The sequence below is a fragment of the Kordia sp. SMS9 genome (genome assembly GCF_003352465.1).
In the GTDB taxonomy this organism is placed as follows: Bacteria; Bacteroidota; Bacteroidia; order Flavobacteriales; family Flavobacteriaceae; genus Kordia.
This window is the reverse complement of the sequence record NZ_CP031153.1, coordinates 3864142-3888412: the sequence shown is the minus strand read 5'-3', so window position 1 is coordinate 3888412 and position 24271 is coordinate 3864142. Positions and strand designations below refer to the sequence as shown.

Annotated in this window: 21 protein-coding genes; 18 read left to right on the top strand and 3 right to left on the bottom strand. The window is 34.1% G+C overall.

Annotation, left to right across the window (positions count from 1 at the left end; all coding sequences use genetic code 11):
* Positions 1 to 105: 105 nt before the first annotated feature.
* The 15 genes from KORDIASMS9_RS16480 (at position 106) to KORDIASMS9_RS16405 (ending at position 19724) form a co-directional block, all read left to right on the top strand.
* Complete coding sequence (locus tag KORDIASMS9_RS16480) at positions 106 to 987, top strand: DUF5694 domain-containing protein (RefSeq protein WP_114903895.1); 882 nt, start codon at positions 106 to 108, stop codon at positions 985 to 987.
* A 405-nt stretch (positions 988 to 1392) separates the two neighbouring features.
* Positions 1393 to 2421, top strand: coding sequence for a serine hydrolase (locus KORDIASMS9_RS16470; protein ID WP_114903894.1), 1029 nt, complete (start codon positions 1393 to 1395; stop codon positions 2419 to 2421).
* A gap of 7 nt (positions 2422 to 2428) precedes the next feature.
* A complete protein-coding gene (locus tag KORDIASMS9_RS16465) occupies positions 2429 to 3172 on the top strand; it encodes an NAD(P)-dependent oxidoreductase (RefSeq protein ID WP_114903893.1) in 744 nt (247 codons plus the stop codon).
* A gap of 99 nt (positions 3173 to 3271) precedes the next feature.
* Positions 3272 to 4060: a hypothetical protein gene (locus tag KORDIASMS9_RS16460; RefSeq protein ID WP_114903892.1), complete on the top strand. Its 789-nt coding sequence runs from the start codon at positions 3272 to 3274 to the stop codon at positions 4058 to 4060.
* 153 nt (positions 4061 to 4213) lie between these two features.
* Entirely contained in the window at positions 4214 to 5974 is a 1761-nt protein-coding gene (locus KORDIASMS9_RS16455; protein WP_114903891.1) for an alpha/beta hydrolase-fold protein, read from the top strand.
* Positions 5975 to 6306: 332 nt separating this feature from the next.
* Complete coding sequence (locus tag KORDIASMS9_RS16450) at positions 6307 to 9462, top strand: glycosyl hydrolase (RefSeq protein ID WP_114905270.1); 3156 nt, start codon at positions 6307 to 6309, stop codon at positions 9460 to 9462.
* Between the two features lie 34 nt (positions 9463 to 9496).
* Complete coding sequence (locus KORDIASMS9_RS16445) at positions 9497 to 10495, top strand: toxin-antitoxin system YwqK family antitoxin (protein WP_114903890.1); 999 nt, start codon at positions 9497 to 9499, stop codon at positions 10493 to 10495.
* 45 nt (positions 10496 to 10540) lie between these two features.
* Positions 10541 to 10978 carry a DUF1801 domain-containing protein gene (locus KORDIASMS9_RS16440; protein WP_114903889.1) on the top strand — a complete coding sequence of 146 codons (438 nt, stop codon included), beginning with the start codon at positions 10541 to 10543 and terminating at the stop codon, positions 10976 to 10978.
* Between the two features lie 134 nt (positions 10979 to 11112).
* Positions 11113 to 12789: a hypothetical protein gene (locus tag KORDIASMS9_RS16435; protein WP_114903888.1), complete on the top strand. Its 1677-nt coding sequence runs from the start codon at positions 11113 to 11115 to the stop codon at positions 12787 to 12789.
* 4 nt (positions 12790 to 12793) lie between these two features.
* Positions 12794 to 13498, top strand: a complete 705-nt coding sequence (locus tag KORDIASMS9_RS16430) for a hypothetical protein (protein ID WP_114903887.1) — start codon at positions 12794 to 12796, stop codon at positions 13496 to 13498.
* A gap of 264 nt (positions 13499 to 13762) precedes the next feature.
* Positions 13763 to 15994 (top strand): SulP family inorganic anion transporter, encoded by a 2232-nt coding sequence (locus tag KORDIASMS9_RS16425; RefSeq protein WP_114903886.1) that lies wholly within the window; start codon positions 13763 to 13765, stop codon positions 15992 to 15994.
* Positions 15995 to 16386: 392 nt separating this feature from the next.
* Entirely contained in the window at positions 16387 to 18222 is a 1836-nt protein-coding gene (locus KORDIASMS9_RS16420) for an NAD(P)/FAD-dependent oxidoreductase (RefSeq protein WP_114903885.1), read from the top strand.
* A 115-nt stretch (positions 18223 to 18337) separates the two neighbouring features.
* Positions 18338 to 18958: a DUF4386 domain-containing protein gene (locus tag KORDIASMS9_RS16415; RefSeq protein ID WP_114903884.1), complete on the top strand. Its 621-nt coding sequence runs from the start codon at positions 18338 to 18340 to the stop codon at positions 18956 to 18958.
* A 211-nt stretch (positions 18959 to 19169) separates the two neighbouring features.
* Positions 19170 to 19403, top strand: a complete 234-nt coding sequence (locus KORDIASMS9_RS16410; RefSeq protein ID WP_114903883.1) for a hypothetical protein — start codon at positions 19170 to 19172, stop codon at positions 19401 to 19403.
* Between the two features lie 3 nt (positions 19404 to 19406).
* Positions 19407 to 19724: a type II toxin-antitoxin system RelE/ParE family toxin gene (locus tag KORDIASMS9_RS16405; RefSeq protein ID WP_114903882.1), complete on the top strand. Its 318-nt coding sequence runs from the start codon at positions 19407 to 19409 to the stop codon at positions 19722 to 19724.
* Positions 19725 to 19756: 32 nt separating this feature from the next.
* On the opposite strand, the gene KORDIASMS9_RS16400 is transcribed toward KORDIASMS9_RS16405, so the two are convergent.
* Genes KORDIASMS9_RS16400 through KORDIASMS9_RS16390 form a run of 3 tightly spaced genes read right to left on the bottom strand, consistent with a single transcriptional unit; the run spans position 19757 to position 21597 of the window.
* A complete protein-coding gene (locus tag KORDIASMS9_RS16400) occupies positions 19757 to 20629 on the bottom strand; it encodes a DUF5777 family beta-barrel protein (RefSeq protein WP_114903881.1) in 873 nt (290 codons plus the stop codon).
* Complete coding sequence (locus tag KORDIASMS9_RS16395; protein WP_114903880.1) at positions 20619 to 21170, bottom strand: YceI family protein; 552 nt, start codon at positions 21168 to 21170, stop codon at positions 20619 to 20621. Before KORDIASMS9_RS16395 ends, KORDIASMS9_RS16400 begins: the two co-directional genes overlap by 11 nt.
* 10 nt (positions 21171 to 21180) lie before the next feature.
* Positions 21181 to 21597: a hypothetical protein gene (locus tag KORDIASMS9_RS16390; RefSeq protein WP_114903879.1), complete on the bottom strand. Its 417-nt coding sequence runs from the start codon at positions 21595 to 21597 to the stop codon at positions 21181 to 21183.
* 202 nt (positions 21598 to 21799) lie between these two features.
* Between KORDIASMS9_RS16390 and KORDIASMS9_RS16385 the strand changes: the two genes are divergently transcribed.
* The 3 genes from KORDIASMS9_RS16385 (at position 21800) to KORDIASMS9_RS16375 (ending at position 24261) form a co-directional block, all read left to right on the top strand.
* Positions 21800 to 22924 (top strand): LytTR family DNA-binding domain-containing protein, encoded by a 1125-nt coding sequence (locus KORDIASMS9_RS16385; protein WP_114903878.1) that lies wholly within the window; start codon positions 21800 to 21802, stop codon positions 22922 to 22924.
* Between the two features lie 23 nt (positions 22925 to 22947).
* Complete coding sequence (locus KORDIASMS9_RS16380) at positions 22948 to 23379, top strand: hypothetical protein (protein ID WP_114903877.1); 432 nt, start codon at positions 22948 to 22950, stop codon at positions 23377 to 23379.
* A 192-nt stretch (positions 23380 to 23571) separates the two neighbouring features.
* Positions 23572 to 24261: a TIGR00730 family Rossman fold protein gene (locus KORDIASMS9_RS16375; protein WP_114903876.1), complete on the top strand. Its 690-nt coding sequence runs from the start codon at positions 23572 to 23574 to the stop codon at positions 24259 to 24261.
* Positions 24262 to 24271 lie beyond the last annotated feature (10 nt).

Here is a 24271-nt window from a genome sequence, read left to right as displayed (position 1 = left end):
TAAGCAAAATAATTATATTTGGCTTAGTACCAACCGAAACGTATCGCGTATTATCTTCCCTATGTTTCTTATACGAGACGTTCCAGTAATAAAACAAAGACGAAAATGAAAGAATTCACACAAATATTTATATCAATAGCAGTATTGAGTGTTTTAATTACTAGTTGTGGTCAAGAATCAAAACAGAAAAATGATAAATTGGAAACAGAGGGAACAGAAAAGATCAAAGTCTATTTGCTAGGCACTTTTCATTTTGCACAAACTGACTCAACTTACAATGTTCTGGATACAAAGCATCAAAAAAGTATTGAGGATTTATGCGAAATTATTGCAAATCAAAAACCCGATAAAATATTTGTTGAAAGACAACCCGAATATGAATTCCAAAATAAAATAGATTCTCTCTACAATATTTATATTAAGATGTCTCGTCCATTAAAAGCAAGAAATGAAATTTATCAAGTTGGTTTTAGGGCAGCAAAAAAATTAGGTCATAAAAAAGTTTTTCAGTGCGATCACCCAGGGCAATATGGTCGTTTCAACAGAGCCACAATAGACTATGCTACTAAAAACAATCAAACTGACATATTAGAAGCTAAAAGATTGGGAACTGTAATGAGATATGATGATACAGTTGATGAAGACTCCATTATGAATAGCGTTACTCTTCTCGAATATATTCAATGGATAAATAGTCCAGAGGTGATGACAACTTCTCATGCATCTTATCTTACAAATTATCCTCAAATAGGCAGTAACGATTATTACAATTATGATGATGATTTCACTCTAATTGGTGCTGAACTCACAGCTGACTGGTACAATAGAAATATTATGATATACTCTAAAATGATAAATCAAGTTGAATATGAAAATGATAAATCAATCTTACTTTTAATGGGAGCTGACCATATACCAATTATTAAAAGTTTCTTTGATGCAAATCCCTATTTTAAAGTAGAACAAACATCTGAATGGTTGAAATAATAAATACTACTGCCAACAACAGTAACCGTTGCACAAGTCAATAATTTTATAAAAAACGGCTTCTTGGCATTGGACTTTAATTGTAAATTATGGCGAAAATGTGGTCTTAGAATTGACAACATTTTATCTTGTTATTTGTCAATGTCATTTATTATGACTTACTACACTTTTAAATCTAAAAGTGTATGGCCAGCTGTTATATTTCACGCAGTAAGCAATGTGTATATTCAAAAAATACTACCTAAATTTACAATTAACAGTGAGAGAACGGAACACTGGCTTGGTGAAAACGGAATTATGTGTGCCGTCGTGACTTGTGTTTTTGGAATTTTCTTTTGGTATAAAGGAGTAAAGAAAAGTTATAAATGAGATATTGCAAATTATAATTAAAGATTCTACATTAAAATGATAAAAAACAAAAAAAAGAAATGGATTCTAAGGGTGCTATTGCTTACTGGAACGGCAATATCCATGTTTTTTGTGCCATGGATTTTGGTAAAAGCATGGATTTTACCACTTCCCGATACTGTTCAAAAACAAGTGGATGAGGCCATTGGACATGGATTTGATGGAATGATTGTGTATGTAGACCAAGCAGGAAAACCACCAGTATTTTACACAGGTGGTTGGAAAGATAGAAAAAATAAAACACCAGCCGACCCAAATTCACTATTCAAAATTGCCAGTATCAGCAAGTTATATACGGCTGTTGCTATTACAAAAATGGCCAAAGACAAGCGTTTATCTTTTGATGAAACGCTTGCCGATTATTTTCCAGAACTTAAAGGTAGAATTGAAAATGCCGATAAAATAACTTTAAAGATGATGGTTCAACATCGGTCTGGGATTCCCAATTTTACAGATAATCCCGCGTATTGGGAAAACGAACAAGCAAACGGAAAAAGAGCCCTTGATTTTGCCCTTGACTTGCCAGCTAGTTTTAAACCTGATAAGGGATACGAATATTCAAACACAAATTATTTGTTGCTACGCAGGATTATGGATAATGTCCTTGGGTATAACCACAATGAGTATATCAAAAAGAAAATATTGATACCGTTAGCACTAAAAAATACATTTTTTTCTATTACTGAAGTCGATTTAAATGATGTTATGAGCGGATATTATGTAGGTTATGATGAAGACTTTAAAGCTAACGAGTATGGAATGTTGGCTACAGCAGAAGATGTGGGCATATTCTTGAGAGCCATAAACGATGGTTCTGTATTTGAAGAAGGCGAACAGGAAATCTATCCCTACGAATACAACCATGGTGGTTTAGTCATTGGCTATCAAAGTCTTGCTGAATATCATAAAGATATTGATACGGTTGTAGTGCAATTTATAAACACTACAGATTTTAATGGATATGAATGGAATTTGTCTGAAATTATTATCAATCGTATTGTCAAAGTAATTAAAAGAAATAGGTAAACAAAATATGAAAGTTTTAGTAGTAGGTGCAAGCGGAGCAACAGGGAGACATTTAGTTAATCAGCTTCTAATCCAAGGAAATGAAGTTAAAGTAATTGTGCGTTCTACACAATATTTACCAGATGCTTGGAAAGATAATACTAAGGTGCAAATTATTACAGCAAGCATACTGGAATTAAGTGACGAAGAAATGGGTAAACATGTTTCGGACTGTAACACTGTTGCATCTTGTCTTGGACACAATATGAATTGGAAAGGCATTTATGGTACACCTAGAAGACTAGTTACGGATGCTACTAAACGTCTTTGTTCTGCAATAAAAACCAGTAGCTCAAATCACCCTGTTAAATATGTTTTGATGAATACTTCTGGAAATCAAAATCGTGATTTAGTTGAACCAATCTCGTTTGCTCAAAAATGTGTTATTGGTCTTCTAAGAGTATTATTACCACCTCATGTAGATAACGAAAAAGCAGCTGATTATTTAAGGACTGTAATTGGTCAAAATGATAAGCATATTGAGTGGGTGGCTGTTAGACCAGATGGCTTAATTGACGAAAACGAAGTTACTGAATACGAAATATATCCTTCACCAATTAGAAGTGCAATTTTTAATGCTGGAAAAGTGAGTAGAATAAATGTAGGTCATTTCATGTCAGAATTAATTAACGATGATAAACTTTGGAATAAATGGAAGGGGCAAATGCCTGTTATTTATTCTAAAGCATCTGTATCTAATTCTGAAAAATAGAAAAACACTGCGCCTAACAATGGTAACCGCTGCACAACCCTATAATTTTAAAAAAACAATGAATCTATACACAAACAACAAACGTTTGCTCCTCATTCAATGAAAAAAATAGCAGTTCTCATTTTAGTTTCCTTTTTGTGGTGTTGTCATAAAAACAATGCCTTAAAAATTACGGAACTAAATTTCTCAGATATAGATCAAGAAAATATTTTTAAAAATCGCATTCAAAAAACGATAGGAATTTCAGGGTATGATTCAATACTTTACAAAAAGAATGACACTATTGAAATTTTTGAATATGATCACAACGGACATCCTAAGAAAGTGTGGAGGAAATCTTTCATGTACAGCGTGATAGAAGAATTTGCATACGATTCATTACAACTTGAAATTCAAAAAATACATTTTACCGACTTCAAAGCAGTTTTCAATTTTCGCTACGAGTTTGATGCCGATAGCCTTATTTTAAAAAAGTATTATGTGAAACCTAGTATAGATATTAATGAAGAAGATTTCTTAAAACCTACTGGTATTTTTAAGTTTCATAATAATGGAAAAATCTTTGAAGCCACACAATACCAGAATAACGACTATGGAAAAGGCAAAAAAATGACTGCAAAGTACACATACGATTCGTTAAATTTATTAGCGTCGAAAGAAGTCTTATTTGAATCAAGTGAAGAAAATATTTTACCAAAGAAACATACAGAAATCACTAGCTATTACTACACAAACCATACAATTGATTCAACGGTAACCACTTTCAGCTGGCTAGATAATAAGCGTCAGAAACAACATTTTACATCAAAAAATATATATAATAAAAAAGGATTGATTGAAAAGAAGATTGCCATGGATAGCTTGACGATATACTATACACATTTATAATGCATACCTTTTAGAGATACGTTTTATATTTTCAAATGCCATTTTCTTAGTTGTCACGTTCAATACTTTATTACATAAAACCAATATTGCACATGTTTCATCTTTATGGTACATTTATAGGAACCAAAAAATCCACTAACCAAACCATACACAATGATCAACTATTCTTATAAAGTAGCCGCTAAAAGGTTCCTAGTTTTCGTTTTACTTGTATCATGCTTATACGCCTGCTCCAATGCTGATAAAAAAGACAATGCTTCCGTAAACATTCAACTTCCGTTCCCAACAGAACATTACAAAGAAGCACTAGACGGACGATTAATTTTATTAATTTCAGAACAAATAGATACCGAACCTCGATTTCAACTTCGAGACGACTCCAAAACCTGCCAAGGCTTCGGAATGGACATTACCGACTGGAAACCGACCGAATCGCAACAATTTGACGCAGAAGCATTCGGATATCCTATTCAAAACTTTGCCAACTTACCATCGGGAGAATTTTATGTACAAGCGGTGTTTCACAAATACGAAACCTTCAATCGCGCTGACGGACATGTTGTAAAATTACCCATGGACAGAGGCGAAGGACAACAATGGAACAAAGCGCCTGGCAACCTCTACTCTACACCTCAAAAAATCAATATTAAAAATGGCGAATTTCCTTCGTTAACTATAAAGTTCGATCAAAAAATACCACCAATCAAAGCACCTGAAGACACGAAATATGTAAAGCATATAAAAATTAAAAGCAAATTATTAAGTGATTTTTGGGGAAGAGATATGTATGTCGGAGCACATGTATTATTGCCCGAAGGCTGGGATTCGCATCCGAATGTAAAATATCCGCTTGCGATTATGCACGGTCATTTTCCAAAAGATTTTGGAGGATTCCGAACCACGCCGCCCGATCCAAACTTAAAACCTGAATACAGTGAACGTTTTGATGTGGAAGGCTACAACATACTGGTACAGCAAGAAGCGTACGATTTTTACAAAACGTGGACAAGTCCAGATTTTCCTAGAGTCATTGCGATTAAAATTCAACATCCAACGCAATACTATGACGATTCGTATGCGGTAAACAGTGAAGCGCAAGGTCCGTATGGCGATGCGATTACGCATGAATTGATTCCTTACATTGAGCAACAATTTAGAGGCATCGGAGAAGGCTGGTCGCGTTTTGTGTACGGCGGAAGTACGGGCGGATGGGAAGCATTAGCTGTTCAAGTAAAATATCCAAAAGAATACGGAATGTGTTTTGCGGCGTGTCCCGATCCTATTGACTTTAGAGCCTATTGTTTGGTCAATATCTACGAAGACAAAAATGCCTATTACGAAGAAGGTACGTTTAGAAAAACCTTAGTTGCGGGTCATCGAGACTATTTAGGAAATGTTGATGCGACACTGAAAGACATGAACTATCGCGAATTGGTATTGGGCACCAAAGGACGCTCAGGACAGCAATGGGACATTTGGGAAGCTACGTATTCACCGATTGATAAAGATGGTTATCCGAAGCGAATTTGGAATCGCCTTACGGGAGAAATAGACAAGGAAGTTGCAGCGTATTGGAAAGAAAATTACGATCTCGCGTACATCTTAAAACGAGATTGGGCTAAACACGGAAACGACTGGAAACATAAAATTCACTTGTATTGTGGCGATATGGACAACTATTACTTAAATAATGCTGTATACCTTGCGGAAGAAATCCTATCAGAAACCACCGAACCTTATTACGATGGCGAAGTAGATTATGGAGATCGCGCCGAACATTGCTGGAATGGCGATCACGACAACGGTAATCACATTAGTCGCTTGCGCTATCACCGCATGTTTATCAAAAAATATGTAGAAAAAGTTCAAAATGTAGCGCCAAAAGGTGCCGATTTGAAAAGTTGGAGGTATTAAAAAGTGCTACTAACGTTAGTACGAGTGGATTTGCGCACATTGAGCGGAGTCGAAATGAAGCAAATTTGTATCGAAAACAGCTTTGAACTTCCAACTACATCTCGATACAATTTTCTATAGAAAATCACTCGATGAAACGTGTAATGTATGCTATTAATAATAAAGTTATTGAAAAAATTAAACCTGTCACTGCGGAAGTATGTCATGGTCATCTCGAGATCATAAAACAATTTCATGTTATAAGAAACAGATTACTTCGGCTATCGCCTCGTAAAGACGAATCAGATAAAAAACTTATCTTCGAAAAACAAAAAACCACAACAACCAATACGATGAAACCATTTAAACTGCTTATCCTTTGTGTCCTTTTTCTACCCTTACAGAATCACGCACAAAAAAGGAAAAAGAAAATCGCAACTCCTGCTATACAATTGACCGATTCATTATTCCACGGTCTAAAATGGCGAAATATTGGTCCGTTTAGAGGTGGACGAAGTGTAGCATCTACAGGAGTTATTGGGCAACCACTCACCTATTACATGGGTTCAACAGGTGGCGGAGTTTACAAAACTACGGACGCTGGTATTACTTGGAAAAACATCTCTGACGGATTTTTCAAAACAGGTTCTGTCGGCGCGATTACCGTTTCTGAAAGCGACACCAATATTGTAGTAGTTGGTATGGGCGAACATGCAGCGCGTGGAGTCATGACTTCTATGGGCGATGGCGTATACAAATCAATGGACGCTGGAAAAACATGGAAACACATCGGATTGGAGAATACACACCATATTTCTGATGTGATCATACATCCAACAAACCCTGAAATTATGTATGTTTCTGCCCAAGGTGCGCAATATGCACCAACTGAGGAACGTGGAATTTACAGAACGATGGATGGTGGTAAAAGTTGGAAAAAAGTGTTGTTTGTGAATGATACAACTGGCGCATCTTCCCTATCTATGGACATGACCAATCCGCGAATTTTATACGCAGCTATGTGGCAGCATCGTCGTTATCCTTGGTATATGGAATCTGGTGGCGAAGACGCTGGAATGTACAAATCTACCGATGGTGGAAATACATGGACAAAGTTGAAAGAAGGATTGCCAAAAGCGTTTGGAAAATCGGGAATTTCGGTTTCTAGAGCGAATCCTGAACGGGTTTTTGCAGTGATTGAAGCGGAAGGAAAAAAAGGTGGTGTCTACCGTTCGGATGATGCTGGAAAAACCTGGAAACAAGTTAACAGCAATCGCGTCAATATTGCGCGATCTTGGTATTATATGGAGATTTTTGCCGATCCACAAAATGAAAATGTCGTATATGTATTGAATGCGCCCGTGATGAAATCTATTGACGGCGGCAAAAGTTTTACGAACATTCCTGTGCCTCATGGAGATAATCATCACTTATGGATCAATCCGCATGACAATGCCAATTTGATCAACTCAAACGACGGTGGCGCTAATATTTCGTTTAATGGAGGAAAAAGTTGGAGTACGCAACAAAATCAAGCAACTGCACAATTTTATCGTGTGATTACGGATAATTTAGTGCCGTATAATGTATATGGCGGACAGCAAGACAATTCTGCCATCGCCATTGCCAGCAGAACCAATGATGGAGGAATTGATTGGAAAGATTGGTATTCCGTTGCTGGTGGCGAAAGTGCCTTTCTTGCCTTTGATCCAGACAATCCAGAAACAGTATATGGTGGAACGTATCAAGGGAATATCAGCAAATGGACCAAAGCGTCTCGAGAACAAAAAGCCATCAAGCAATATCCAGAATTAGGTTTAGGAATTTCACCCGAAAACACAAAATATCGTTACAATTGGAATGCGCCTATCATTACTTCGCCACACGATAGAAAAACAGTATATCACGCTGGAAATGTGGTTTTTAAAACGACGGATGGTGGTATCAATTGGACAACCATAAGTCCTGATTTGACAAAAAACGAAAAAGAGAAGCATGGTGTTGGCGGCGGTCCGTATACCAACGAAGCCGCAGGTGGCGAAAATTACAATACATTGACGGCTCTGGTAGCATCGCAACATGAAAAAGGTGTGCTCTATGCAGGAAGTGATGATGGTTTGCTACACATTACCAAAGATGGCGGTGGCAATTGGGAGAATATTACACCCAAAGGCATTCCGGACGGAATCATCAACAGCATTGATATTTCTGAACACGATCCTGCTACGGCGTATGTGGTTGTGATGCGATACAAATCGTTAGACCTCAACTCGTATATTTTTAAAACGACCAATTACGGTCAAACTTGGACTAAAATTGTAAACGGTTTGAATGATCCCAATGGTTTTACAAGAGTTGTAAGAGCTGATAAAAAGCGTAAAGGATTGTTATATGCAGGAACCGAAACAGGGTTGTATGTTTCCAATGACGATGGCGCGTATTGGCAGCGTTTACATTTAAACTTACCAGTAGTTGCGATTAACGATCTCACTATTCAAGACAACGATTTGGTAGCGGCAACGTCTGGGCGTGGCTTTTGGATTTTGGATGATTTGGGCGTGCTTCAAAACATGACTGCTGCCACCAAAACTGTAGAAATATTTAAACCAAAAGCAAGCTATCGCATATTTGGCGGAACTTCCAAAGCAGTAGGACAAGGTACAAATCCAAAAAGCGGTGTTACATTCGATTATTACTTAGATAAAGAAGCCGACACGCTCAATTTGAAATTAGAAGTATTGCAAGACTCAAAAATAATCCGAACGTATACCAACAAAAAGCCTAAAAACTTCAAATCGTGGCCAGGCGGACCTTCAAAACCTGAAATTTTACCTTCAAAAAAAGGCTACCATAGATTTACGTGGAATTTTGCTAGAGAATCCTTGCCTTCCATCAATAAAGTGTTTGTTTTTGGCGGAACTTCTGGAACGAGTGTTGCACCAGGTACGTATACTTTACGATTAACGCTCGATGGCGAATCTGTAGAAACGGAAGCGACTATTCTTCCAAATCCTGCAATAAATGCATCTATGATGGAGTATGGAGATCAACAATCAATACTCGTCGCTATTGAAGCTGTAGTGAGAGACATGCATGCTTCTGTGAATCAAATGCGTTCTGCAAAGACGCAACTAAATAGCTATGCAAAACTTTTGAAAGATACGGACGCAGCAAAACCATTGTTAGAAAAAGGAGAAGCCATCCTAAAGCGCATTAATAGTTGGGAAGAAAATTTGATTCAAGCCAAACAAAAAACATTTCAAGATGTTATCAATTTTAATAACAAACTCAATGCACAAGCCATTCAGTTGTTAAGCTATGTAGACCAAGCGGATCCAAAAATCACCAAAGGCGCCAAACAGCGTAGTAGAGACATTCAAGACGATTGGCACGTTTATAAAGTGGAACGCGATGCCATTATCTACACAGAAATGAAAGCATATAATGATTTGTACAAATCATTGGAGTTACCTGCATTAATTATTGAAAAGACGTTGGAGAATGATTAAAAAGTTAACAGATTAAAGATTTTTATCTCTTTATATGAAACCTATTTTTATAAAAATAGTCTGCAATACATTTATAATAATTTGCATGCTTTTTGTTGTCAGCTGTAAAGAGAAATTCACCTATGATGAGAATGGCATACTATTATTTGAAAACTTAACTCCCAAAACAGAAGAATATTGGGGAGCCGCTCATTCTTCATTATGGATTCCTGTCAAAAAAACTAAAGGACCTTATATGTATTTAGGTGAAAAAAGATATTCTGGGAGAATTATTAAATATTTTCAAAACGGAAACGTAGCGTTTGAAGGAAGTTATGATTTTGGGACTGAAAATGGCGAATGGAAATATTATTTTGAAAATGGAGTTGTCAAATCAATTTTAACACGAGATTCAATCTATGGAAAACTATACAACAAAAAAGAGTTTTTCCAAAATGGAAACCTAAAATCACATCATATTGGAAATGATGAAGAGGATTCTACGTACTATATAAGTTATTTTAAAAATGGAAACATCAAATATGAACATTATTTTTTTACTTCTGAAAATGAAATTGAGAGATTTGAAAAAAGAAATATGAATGGCGAAGTTTATGAGTTATTCTATGAGGACTCAATCTATTTTAAAAAAGATAGTATGCAACTTGCTATTCTTGAGCAGGGACATTATAAGGATAGAAGAAAAAAAGGCACTTGGCGCACGTATTCTGAATCGAACAAGTTACTTTTAACAACAAATTATTTTGATGGACAATTGCACGGAAGTTATCAAGAATATTATACTTCTGGACGCATAAAAATACAAGGTAATTATAGTAATGGTGACAAAATAGGTTTATGGAAAGAGTTTTACGAAAATGGAAACCAGAAAATTTTAGCTAATTTTAAAAAAGGAAGATTAGAAGGTATGTATAAAGAGTATCATGAAAATGGTACAATATGGGAGCGCGGAACATATTATGCGGATGAACGATATGGAACTTGGACTTTTTACAACGAAAATGGTAAAATCATAAGGAAGGAATCCTACTAATTGTTGATATAGGCTAACTAAAAAGATAATTAATATTTGAACGTTATGGCAAAGAATAAAACAACACAAACAGAAGTTGACGTTTTTGATTTTATCAATTCGTATGTGGATAAAGAACAGAAGAAACTTGATAGTTTGAAATTAATTGAGCTTATAAGTAATTGGTCTGGTTTTGAACCCAAAATGTGGGGACCAACCATTATTGGTTTCGGAAGCTATCATTATGTATATGCGAGCGGACATGAAGGCAATGCTCCTATCTTGGGTTTCTCTCCTAGAAAAGCACAATTTTCACTCTATATCTATTCCAAAACAGAAAAGAGCGATGCTTTACTGAAAGATTTTGGCAAATTCAAAATGGGGAAAGCCTGTATTTATATTAAAAAACTTGACGACATTGATATTTCAATCTTGGAACAGCTTTGTAAAGAATCTATTGCCTATATTGATGAGCATCATGAATGTGGCGCTTGTGGGAAATAGACTCAATTTGCTTTGATTTTTCGGGAAACCATAGTGTAATTCATGCGTTTTGTATTACATTTAATGATAATAAAAATATCGTATCTATTAATTGATAGCTAAACAGCAAACGCATTTAATTAAAATCATATTTTATGATTCCTAATATAATAATCAAGATAGAAGGTTATCAAGAAGTTTGTAATTTCCTAAATAGAATATTAAGTCAGTTTGAGTATTTAGGAAATGTTTCAAATTTGCATAAAGATGAGCCATTTCAAGACTTCCCGGAAATGGAAACTATTTTAAAGCATTATTCAGAATTTCTATCGGCGAGTTCAATTATTTTAGAGATTTTTAAACTTCAAGTCAATCGCAATTATACACATAATATCAACATTCAACATATTGATTTCCTATTAAGTCACAATAGCATTATTAAGTCTTACAAAAATATTCCACAAGTAGTAAGCAATCTAGAAAAAGAGCAAGAGCAAAATATTTTTTATAGTATTGTAAAAGAGTATTTATACAGCTGGTTCGGATATTCAAATTACAGAATATTATCTGCTTCCACAGAAAGAAATGATACAATTATACATAGTAATTTACTTAAATTAAGTATTTGGAATGAACTAGAGAATTTAAAAAACAGTAATAAGCTCAAAGAAATTTTGGAGCCGCTACTATGGAGTTATTATTATGGATATTTTATTGGTAATAAAATGTTGAAAAATTTATTTTATGCCAAAATAAGACTCTATATAAATAAACAGAAATTAACAAATTCTAACCTTACTGAAGAGCAATTTATTGAGACGTTTAGAGATGTAGAAATAACAGATGATAAATCTAACGAATTACACATAAAAGAATCCTATTTGATTCTTGTCAAATTTTTAAAAGAAAGAATCAAAGAAAATTCAGTATTACATACTGAAACTGATATTTATCTTTTCCATAGTAAAATCAGTGGTTTATTAAGATTGGTAAGAATACTCCATAGCAATCACACAATACTTAATGAAAATATAATATTCACAAACTTTAAAGACTTTTATGAAGAAATTCATTGTGATTGTAATGCACTAAAAAAACGTAAGGAAAATAGATATTTAATAAGTCCTCCTAAGTTTTCACATTGGATATTAATGCTTTCTTTTCATCCAAAAGAAAATATAAACGCCTATCAATCGCTTCTACAGTATAGCAAACATAGAATTTTTCTTTCTGATAGAGTTCATAAATACATTTGTAACCATAAGAAAGAAGAAACTTCATTAGATATTGAAGAAATTCAGGAAATAAAAAGAAATATTAGTCAGAAGTATAGCGATTATGATGATAGGGTTATCGTTCCTTTATATCTTCTTTTTCAATATGATTATACTTTTTTAACTAATGAACTCTATTCTTTAGAATATTTCAGTAAATTATGTAAAGAAAAAAATATTTTAGTAAATGATGATGAGATAAAAGCGCATTATGAATTCATGAAAGACATCTATTGGAGTAATCTAGCAACTGAGTTTAAGAATGAAGAATTGGAATATTTTACTAATCTTCATCATAAAGTTTCAGCAACAGATTTTGTAGATAGAATTAAAATGTCGCAATCTCTAAGTTACAGTGAAAGCAAGTTACTTTTCAAATCTTTTATGAAGCGTTATCCATATTGTAGTTTTGCTTTTCAGGAATTAGCAATTATTGAAGATCAAAACAAAAAACATAAAGAAGCATTTGGTTATATTACAAAATCATTAGTGCTACAACCTAATGAAAAAATAAAATGGGATAGCTTCTATATTATATTAAATAATATTTTAAATTAATTTTATGCATGCTATAACTCCTTTTAAAAATATTATATCTTCTCATCTCGATGAAGAAGTTGGTTTAAAAAATGCTACAGGCTTAGTTAAAGATTGGGAGACCTTGATCAATCCTGAAAAAATTGAAACTATTAAAGAAAATTATCCTGGTGCAATCATTTTTATAGCTATTGATAATAATATTGATGTAAATTTATTTGACTATATAATTGGTGAAGAATTAGAAAATAAATCTGGGAATAATATATTAATCCTATTTATGTCCAATTCAGAATTTGAAACTCCAGATATTCTTGATGTTGAAGAGATCAAAGAACTTTTAGAAATTAAATACAGTCAGAGCATTATTCATGAAATATTAAAAGCATATTTTAATGATACAAAATATTTCAACCTGCCAGGGATTTTAATTTTTGATAAAAAAAAGTTTTCTAAAAATGGAATCTATGTTCCATTAATGAGCAATGATGATTACCAAGAATTAAATTTAAAAAAACAAATATCATTACTTTATAAAAATATTGAAATTACAACGAATACATACTTTAAAAGTAAAGATGATAATTTTTTAAGTAAATTGGGGGTTCAGCTGACTAAAAATAAAATCCAATATATCAAGTCAACAAAAATTTCATTTGGAGAATATTTGGTAAAAGTATTGCAAAAGATTTATGAACTGAAAGGAGATATAATTTCTATTGTTAAATAAAAATATCCTCTGGGGAATTTAGACAATAAGTCGTTTTAAGTTTTAATAACAATTTACTTACTAAGTATTACTATTTACCAAAACTGAGAGAATATTAAAATTACTCTTATTTGTACATTAGTATCCTTCTGAAAAAATGCATCTAAAAAAACATTTTCCTTCAATTCTACAAACAACTTTTCCCTCCTTACCTTTAATAATTCCAAATATTTACTATTTTAGTCAATTAAGGTAATAACTATAAATTATTTGGAGCATTCATACATGGAAAAAACACCAAAATCTGGCTTTCAGGGATTAATTGAAAATTGGCAAAGTGATTTAATTGCAGCGATAAGTGTCTCACTCATTGCGTTACCGCTTTCATTAGGGATTGCTTTAGCCGCTGGAGCACCAGCAATGGCAGGTATTTTTTCTGCAATTGTGGGCGGCGTGGTAACTACATTCTATCGCGGAGGACATATATCAGTCAACGGTCCCGCCAAAGGAGTTATTGGCGTGATACTATTAGGAATTGCCTTAATGGATGATGGTTCAGGGCAAGCCTTTAATTATGTATTGGCTGCCGTAGTGGTTTCAGGAGCGCTTCAAATGCTATTGGGGATATTGAAATTGGGGCGATTAGCAGACATTTTCCATTCGTCCGTAATTCACGGTATTTTAGCAGCCATCGGAATTATCATATTTGCAAAACAAATCCATGTGGCTATGGGCACACATTCCGATAGCCCAAGTATTATACAAAACCTTATCGATGCAGTTATATTTTTACCACAAGCCAATCCTTTTGTGTTGATTATCGCTTTGACAGGATTATTGTTATTACTTTTTCATTCTAAAATTAGTAACCGAATTTTCCACCTATTGCCTACGCCTATGTGGGTTATAGCGCTCTCCATTCCATTTGTTTATGCTTTCAATTTCTTTGATGAACAAACACTTTCATTCATTGGAAAAACATACGAGGTAGGTCCTGATCTATTACTGGATATTCCTGATACGATTATGGATTCTATAATGCATCCCAATTTTGGTAAAATACATACCATTGAATTTTGGACAACCGTATTTTCCATTCTAATTATTTCAAGTATTGAATCCTTAGCCATTGCGAAAGCAGTTGACAAAATTGATCCGTACAAACGAAAAACAGATTTAAATAAAGATTTAACAGGTATTGGACTGAGTACCGTAGTTGCAGGTTTTATTGGAGGTTTGCCTATTATTGCCGTAATTATTAGAAGTACCGTCAATATCCACAATGGTGCAAAGACAAAATGGTCCAATCTGTATCAAGGAATTTTATTATTAATTTTTATTGTGCTATTAAGTCCAATAATGAGGCAAGTACCGCTGTGTGCTTTTGCTATTTTATTGGTGTATACAGGATTTAAATTGGCTTCACCATCCGTCTTTAAACAGATGTATAGTCAAGGAACTGAGCAACTCGTTTTCTTTATGGGTACGATGATTTTGACCCTATATACTAATTTATTAATTGGTTTGCTTGGCGGATTGGTATTGGCATTGATCACACACATGTTATTGGCAAGGCTGCCCATTCCACAATTTTTTAAAATGGTGTATACGTCACGTACAAAATTGATACAGCTACCTGATGGCAGTTTCGATTTAAAGATTAGAGGAATTGCAAATTTTTTAGGCATCATAAAAGTTGACAAATTAGTGGCGCAAATTCCTTCTGGAGCCAATGTGAATATAGATTTGTCAGAAACCAGACTCGTAGGGATTACGTACATGGATTATCTGGTAGAATACCTAAAAGCACAAAGAGCTACAGGCGCTGAGGTTTTTATCACAGGATTGGATTCGCATGTGTCGTCATCTACGCATAATAGAGCTTTAAAAATTAGTTTGACGAGTGCTACTAAATTATCTCAACGACAAAAACGATTGCGAAATTTAGCTACTGAAAAAGGGTATCAATACGCGAGTCAAATAGATTGGAATACAACCTATTTAAAGAAATTTCACTTTTTTGAAATTAGACCTATTGAGCGCAAATACAATTGTTTGAAAGGATCCTTTGAAGATATAGACATGTCATGGGAAATTGCAGATGTCACCTTCAATGAAGGACAAGCATTTACTGCTGAGACCTTTAACACAACGCTCATGGTCATTAAACTGAATCAAAAGATTCCTGTGTTTACGATGGAAAAAGAAGCCGTATTAGAAAAGTTATTTGACCGCGTGATGGCATTTACAGGCTATAAAGACATTGACTTTACCATGTATCCCGACTTTTCTAAAAAATTCCTACTCATGGGAAATAATGAAGCTGAAATAAGATCATTCTTTACAGAGGATATCATTCGCTTTTTCGAAAATCATCAAATTTATCATTTAGAAAGTAATGGCGAAGCCTTGATTATTTTTGATAAAATTAAATTGGCTCGTACCGATGAAACCCTTGCATTTATGGAATATGGTAAAGAACTGGCGAGGCTGTTGGATGTAAAACTTACATCATAATTTAGGGCTTATAATGGTAAGTATCGCAGCTTTAGAAAAATATATAGGACTGGAAATAATAAGATATGGTCTGATATAAAAACAAACAATAAGATACACGCTAACAACTACAAATAGTACGGTTCAGAGACTAAACACGCATCATTATTCAATTTATAAAATCCTTCAAAGCGCACAGCAAGGCAGACTTGTAATGCTTAGGGTTCTTTACATTTAATTCATAATTTCATTCGCTCCTATAAAGCTTATACCAATTTATATTTAAATTGGTATAAGGTTCTTATCAAAAAAACAGCAAAACTGACCTTTATCATGAATAAATAGCAGTTTATTTGATACCTTCAATCTCCATTTAACCAGTTAATTATCAACCTCATAAACTTCATTTAGCCATGAAATACAATACTATTATTATAGGTGGTGGACTAGCAGGACTTGTTGCGGGAGCCACACTTTCAAAATTCGGAAAAAAAGTACTTTTAATTGAGCAGCATCATAAACCTGGAGGCTGTGCTACCACTTTTAAAAGAGGCAATTTTATTATTGAAGTAGGTCTTCACGAAATGAGTGGACTTGTAGAAAATAGCTCGCTTAAAAATATTTTTAAAATGCTTGATGTAGAGGAACATGTTCAATTTGAAAAAGTACCAGAGTTTTACGGAATTGTTTCTGATAAAAACGATTTTGTCTTACCACATGGGTATGATGCCGCAACAAAAGCACTCATAGATAAGTATCCCGAAGATAAAAAAGGGATCAACCGTTTTATAAAATTGATTGCAGGAGTGCGAAGAGAAGCCGTCAAATTGCCTCGCTCACCATTAAAACGAAAGCTCATATACCCATTGATGCCATTGTTGTATTCTAATCTCACGGAAGCTTCCCGACATACGGTTGGTTCATGGTTAGACAAATACATTACTAATGAAAATGCCAAACTAGATCTTGTGGCTCATATTGTCTATTGGGGCGATGATCCATATACGTTGTCCATGTTTTATTTTGGGACACCATTTTCGGGCTTCATTGAAGGCGGAGGTCATTTTATTAAAGGTGGTTCACAACAACTTTCTAATTACCTCGCCTCTTATATTGAAAAAAACGGTGGCAGTGTATTGTTAGGAAAAATTGCAGAGAAAATTAATATAAAAGATGGAAAAGCAACTGGTGTTACGTTCCGAGATAGTTTTAATAAAAGCATAGAGGCTATCACAATTTCATGTGACAATGTGGTGGCTAATTGTGCTATTCCTTTAGTACCTTCTATGCTCAATGAACCTTATGCCACAGAGCTACAACAAAAAATTAGTTCAAAGTCCAATTCATGTTCACTATTGTGTATGTATCTTGGTTTTTCAACAGATATAAAAAAGTTTGGAGTAAAGTACTACTCAAATGTTTTTCAAGGAGAAGATGTCAATACGCTAAAAGACATTAAACAAAATCATATAGGAGATTGGGAAAAACGCAGGTTTATTTTTGTAGACTACGGGAAAGTAGATGCTGGACTTACGCCTCCCGACAAATCGGAAGGTGTGATTTGTGCTGCTGACTATCTAGAAAGTTGGGAAAACTTGAATGAAGAAGATTACAAAGCAAAAAAAGAAGAAATAGCCCAAATTTTATTACAACGAATAGAAAAACAATTCCCTGGAATTAGAGACAGTATAGAATATTATGAAGTTTCTACCCCAAAAACCATTCAACGCTATACGTTAAACCCTAGTGGGTCTGTGTATGGATATGCTCAAAGTAAAGAACAAACAGGAAATAAGCGATTTAGAGATAATTTCTTACTTCCAAATTTATATTTTGCATCGGCATGGGCATTTCCTGGTGGAGGGTTTGAAGGCACCATTCAAGGAGGTTTTCTGGTGGCATTGCAAATGAATCAGGATAAAACCTGGACAAAGCCTGAAGAAATTAATTATAATGACAACAGGACTGTTACCCTTTTAGATCGTAAAGAAATTGATCCAAAAATGTTAGAATTAAGCTTTGAAAAACCACCTCAATTTCATTCGCAAAAAGGACAATATGCCATCCTTAAATTACTGAATCCGAAAGTAACGAAGTTAGATTTACCCTATCGTTGGCTTCCTGTAGCTTCTATCGAAAAAGAAAAAGAGCTACGATTTCATATTCAACTCGATGGTAGCAGTTTCTCTAAAAGCTGTCAACAATTGAGTATCGGAGAAAAATCTTTGATTTTAGGTCCAGTTGCATGATAGAAATATAAAACAATGTTTGGGCGATCAGTGCAAGTCCGAAAGTATATCACTATCTACTGCTCTATTTGTTATCAACTACATGTGATATCGTATTTAATGAAAAGATAAAAAAATGAAAAAAATTATAACCAATCTTTCAGTAAGCAAAGCGGCTTTGGTAGTAGGCATAGCATTTATAAGCTCTGTTATCATTGTAACTATAGTTGATGACTTTTTATTGGCAAATTTTGTAGTTCCTGGTGATCCACAAGTTTTGATACAGGATATTGACCAAAATAGAACGGTATTTCATTTTGCTGTTCTAGGGTATCTAGTAGTACTTATGTTAGATGCTATCATAGGAATTGCGCTCTATATCGTGCTAAAACCGGCTAATAAAAAACTGGCATGGCTAACAGCTACACTGAGACTATTGTATGCATTTACTTTGGTAGTTGCACTGATCGCTTTAGTATTTCAAAGTATTGATGTGTATAGGTATGCATCTTTAAAGTTAATCGGATACATTTTTTTCGCTTTACATATTTTCATACTTGGTTATTCAATCATCAAGTCAGGATATATTTCAAAAAGTCTTGGAATTTTGCTAATCGTAGCATCGTTTACCTATACCGTCTTTTTTGTAGATTTTCGTCTACCTGAATCTCTTCAACTGATTGTGATGGTAACAATGCTTATGGCGGAACTTTCCTTGAGTATTTGGCTCATTGTAAAAAGGAATACGCTAATTTGATGTAATCATGAAAGAATAAAATACCCTACAACTGCAAATGATACGTGGCATGAAAGCCAAAAAAGAAATTTCCGTCGTTGGTATTAAAGTTTCGAGCGGTTTGCGTAATAAACGTATCTTCTACAAAAAACGGATTGTTGGTCATTTTGAAACAAACTTAATTAATGTACAACCCACAAAATAAATTCGTAAATTTGAAAAAATCACTAATATGGATTTACAAACAAGAAAACTGAATTTAATATCTTATCTCGCACAATTACAAGATGAAAAATTCATTGAAAAAATAGAAAGATTCATTTTAAGAAAACAAAGGAACGAACCTGAATTTAAGCCATTTACTGTAGATGAGCTAATTCAAAGAATTGAAAAGTCTGAAAATGATTTTAAAAATGGAAAATTCAAAACTCAGGACGAGTTAGAACAATTATCTGAAGATTGGTAATAAATGAAAATAATTTGGACTGATTTCGCAATCGAAAATCTTAAAGATATTTTTGATTATTTTTCCAACAAAGTGTCTAACGAAACCGCTCATAAAATACGAAAACAGATACTTAACTCAACGAATCAACTTATAAATAATCCAAAATCTGGTCAATTAGAGTTTAATCTTCAAAAATTAAAACAAAATCACAGATATGTAGTTAGTGGAAATTACAAAATAATCTATCGGATATATGCGCATCAAATCATCATAAGTGACGTTTTTGATACTAGACAAAATCCTACTAAAATGAATGATGAGGATCGTGATAAAAAATAAATACTAGTCATTAAGTACTTACTTTTGCTCTCCTACAACTGCAAATGATACGTGGCATGAAAGCCAAAAAAGAAATTTCCGTCGTTGGTATTAAAATTTCGAGCGGTTTGCGTAATAAACGTATCTTCTACAAAAAACGGATTGTTGGTCATTTTGAATTGTAACATCAACTTGCTCACTTCCCAATTGGCACCTAAAGCAAAGGCTCCATAAGTTGTGCGCGATTCCAATTCGTTGGCAACATAATAATATTCCGAAACCAAAGACACATGATTGCCAAGCTTATACCGTGCGCCAAAACCCAACGCAAAATGGTTGTGATCGTCCAAAGGAGAACGTGAAGATGCTCTATGAATATAGGTTGGTGAAATCTGTAATGAAAAATCTCTAGTAAATTTTCGGGCAATCAACGCTTGTGAAGTAAACGCAAATTTATCTCCCGAACTGCCACGAACAATGATACCATTCAAAGGTCGTGTTCTATAGGTAGCGGTTTGTAGCAATGAAATACTAAACGGGGTTTTTCCATCATCAGTCTGACGTAAGAGTCTGTATTTAAAATAAGTGTCCACAACTCCATTGGGCGCAGAAGTTCCAATACCAAAGGTTAAACGATCCGAAATTCCATAATCCAATCCGAAACGCGCCGACATTTTATCTGTCACAAAGGCATTTCCACTCGAATTCGGAATGTTCCAATAGCGCGACATAAACGAGATTTCAAGTGTGTTCTTTTTGCGTGTTTCCACCGAATGTCCAATAGAAATGCGCGTAGCTTTAAACGTGGACATCGTGTAATTATCTACGGTTGTCGCTTCATCATTCAATTTGTCTAACAAATCTTGAGCAAATACACTTGGAGTCACGCTCCACAACAGTACAAGGAGTATCAATTTACTTTTCATACGACGCATAATTAAAGTTAAACGTAACTTCGATCTTCTTTGAAATATTGGGCGACAACAACGGCGGCACTTCAATATTATAATCATCAATCATAATATCCAAGGTTCCCGAAATGGTATAGCCTTCTTCAGTTTTTACAATAGTTGCTTTGACATCTACTGGTTTGGTGCTGTCTTTTAGGGTAAAATTTCCTTTTATGATTCGTGTTTGTGGTTCGGTTTCAGTAGTATCAAAACCTGTAATTTTCCCGCTAAAGGAAGCTTTTGGATACAAATCAGATTCAATATAACTTTCGTTAAAATGCTCGTGCATCAACGATTTTTTAAACACAAACGCACGCATCAAAATACTCACTGCAATTTCTTGCGAATTTGGATTAAAAAGACTCAATACTTGATTGTTGGTCGCTTGAATATTTTCTACAGAAGTATACGAGAAAAAGGTAACTTGTCCTTGTCTTTCAATAAATTCGCTGGTTTGTGAAATAACCGTCAAGCTAAAAAAGCTACTAAAAATAACGACTAGTAAAAATTTATTCATACAATGCTGCTTATATAATTACACAATGCAATAGGATCACATCCATCAAAAATCCTTTTAAAATTCCTTTCAATTGTATATGCTGTCCAGCTTCAAGTTTGACAACATCACTATTTTGATTGGCTTGCATTTCGCACAATATATAGTTAATATCTGATTCACCTTTTAAAATTAAACTATATTTCCCGTCCTGAAAGGTAATTTCTTTAATTTCTCCTTCAATCTCAATCACCTTTTCTATAAAATCTTCGAGTTTTTCTTGCTTGTGTTGAAACTTTGACAAAAGTTCATTCGTAGTAAACGTTTCTGCTGCCTGAATCTTTGTCGTATCTGCAATTCCTCTATTCACATACAAAAACACCCAAATCAAACCCATCGCCGTGAAAATGATTGCAAATATAAGTGTATGTCGCTTTTTTAATGCCATAACAGGAAAAAAAGTTTTCTGAGGATATAATTAATTTGTGTGAAATAATAATGTAAAAATACTATTTTCCTTACGGTATAAGATGTTCAAACTTTCTAAAACGGAAAATAACCGTGTAAAAAGGAATAATAACCCGTGGGTTTTAGTGATAAAATCATTCGAAATAGTATTTTAGTGTTGTAAATAAGAATAGTGATCTTTCATGAAAAATTATAGAATCTACCTCTATACAACCATCAGTTTTGTGTTGGTATATGTCCTTGTTATTAGTTTGGTGGTGCATCCGCTAACCATTAAATATAAAAGTATTGTCAAACTTCAAAACACCATCAATTTAGCGACGCAGGAAATTCAGCAAGTAAGCATTTTAAGTGCAACTGCTTTGGAAAATAAGGTACCAAAAGATACCATTGTCAATAGTATTCAGAAAGCGGTCGCGGGAAGCGATAATGAAAGTGTGTATCTCTCTGTTTTTGATTGGTCGGGCATGATTATTTGTCATCCCGATGTGACGAAATTACGTTCCAAAAACGAACAAAAAAGCAATACGGTTTCCAACATGAAAAGTGTGGTTACGGGTGAAGAATTGTATCAACACATCAAAAATGTAGAAGAAAGCAACATAAATGCATCAGAAATTATTGCCTTACGTCCAATTGCCAATTCAGACATGATCCTAGCTGCACATTTGAATATTGATAACATCAAACTACAAACAAATTCGTTTACGGAACAAGTAAAAACAACATACTTAATTCTCGGATTGATTCTTTTAGTATTCCTATTAATCATCATCAGAGTCTTAGCTACCTATTACGAACAAATCATTGAGCGCAAAACAGCCAAATTCGAAGACGGCGTGTTAAATCTATCCAAATTGAACGATTCGTTAGAAAACTACCAAAAAAGTATTGAAGAATTACAGATCAATACCGAACCTATCCTAGAAACAGCAACGGGAAAAGCAGAAGAAAAAGAAAAAGAAGTACCAAAACAACGCCTACTCACCTACATTAGAAACGAATTGATGCCAATTTCCATCACAGATATTTCATATATTTATGTAGAAAATTCCATCTCGTATGTGGTTCGAAAAGACGGAAAACGTTTCACTGCCAATGACAGTTTGGATCAAATATACACATCGCTCGACCCAAAACTATTCTTTAGAGCCAACCGACAAACCATTGTTGCTATTTATGCGATAGACAAAATCATCAAATACGGAAACAGTGCGCTTAAAATAGAAATGCAACCTGTTTCTGAAATTGACATCATCATCGGAAAAAACAAAGTTGCGGTGTTTAAAAAGTGGTTGGATTTGTAATTACATAAAAAAAATCATTCTACATGGAAGAAAAACATAATCAACAAATCATTGATGACTTTAAGGAAAGTTGGAAACAGATGGAATATGTTTATGAAAAATATAGTACTGATTACCCTTACAAAGAAAGTATCTTTAGATTAATACATGAAATGCGAGCTTTACTCCTTGATGAAAAATTACGTGCTGGTCAAATGCTTTCACATATTGTTTTATCTAGAAACAGATATGACGGCTTGGATTTAGAAAATGAACCATATTTGCAAATTGTTTTTTTAGGAAATCATGAAATTAATGTAGTTACAAACAATTATGGTAAAGAAAAAATTCAAAAACAAGAAGCAACTTATAATGGTTATTTAAAGCAAATGATTCAAAAATTAATAACTAAAGACATCATTTGGAATAAAGATTGGTCACAAGAACCTGATCCTTTTTTTGATAGCTTCGAATAATACTCAACAAGTAGATAATTATCATTCAGCGTTTTACCCTCTTACCCAATACTTTATTTAGATCTGTTATCTTTTTTTACTTCATTTTGTCTTTACAAGTAAGATTTGAATTATGTTAATCTCCTCTAAAAGCTATGCCAAAATTCTACATAAAATAGTATCTTAGCACGTTTTGATTAAAAATATAATTACATGAGAAAAGAAAAAAATGCCAAAGGCTGGAATGAGATAAAAACCAACGATTCTTGGGCACTTTTTAAGATAATGGGCGAATTCGTAAACGGATTCGAAAAAATGAGTCAAATAGGTCCATGTGTATCCATCTTTGGTTCGGCACGTACAAAACCTGATCAGAAATACTACAAACTTGCACAAAAAATTGCACACAAAATCGTAGATCATGGATATGGTGTTATTACAGGTGGTGGACCTGGAATTATGGAAGCAGGAAACAAAGGTGCACATCTTGGTGGCGGAACGTCGGTTGGATTAAACATCGTACTGCCTTTTGAACAGCACGACAATCCATACATTGACGCTGATAAAAGCATCAACTTTGACTATTTCTTTGTACGTAAAGTAATGTTTGTCAAATATTCACAAGGATTTGTCGTAATGCCTGGCGGATTTGGAACGTTGGACGAACTTTTTGAAGCAATAACACTCATTCAAACGAAAAAAATTGACAAATTCCCTATCATTTTGGTCGGAACTGAATTCTGGTCTGGCTTAATGGATTGGGTAAAAGATACACTCTTAGAAAAATTTTCAAACATCAGTGCAGGCGATTTAGACCTGATTCACATTGTAGATAACGAAAATGAAGTACTGGATATCTTAGACGCATTCTATAAAAAATCCAACCTCAGTCCTAACTTCTAACCGAAGTTTT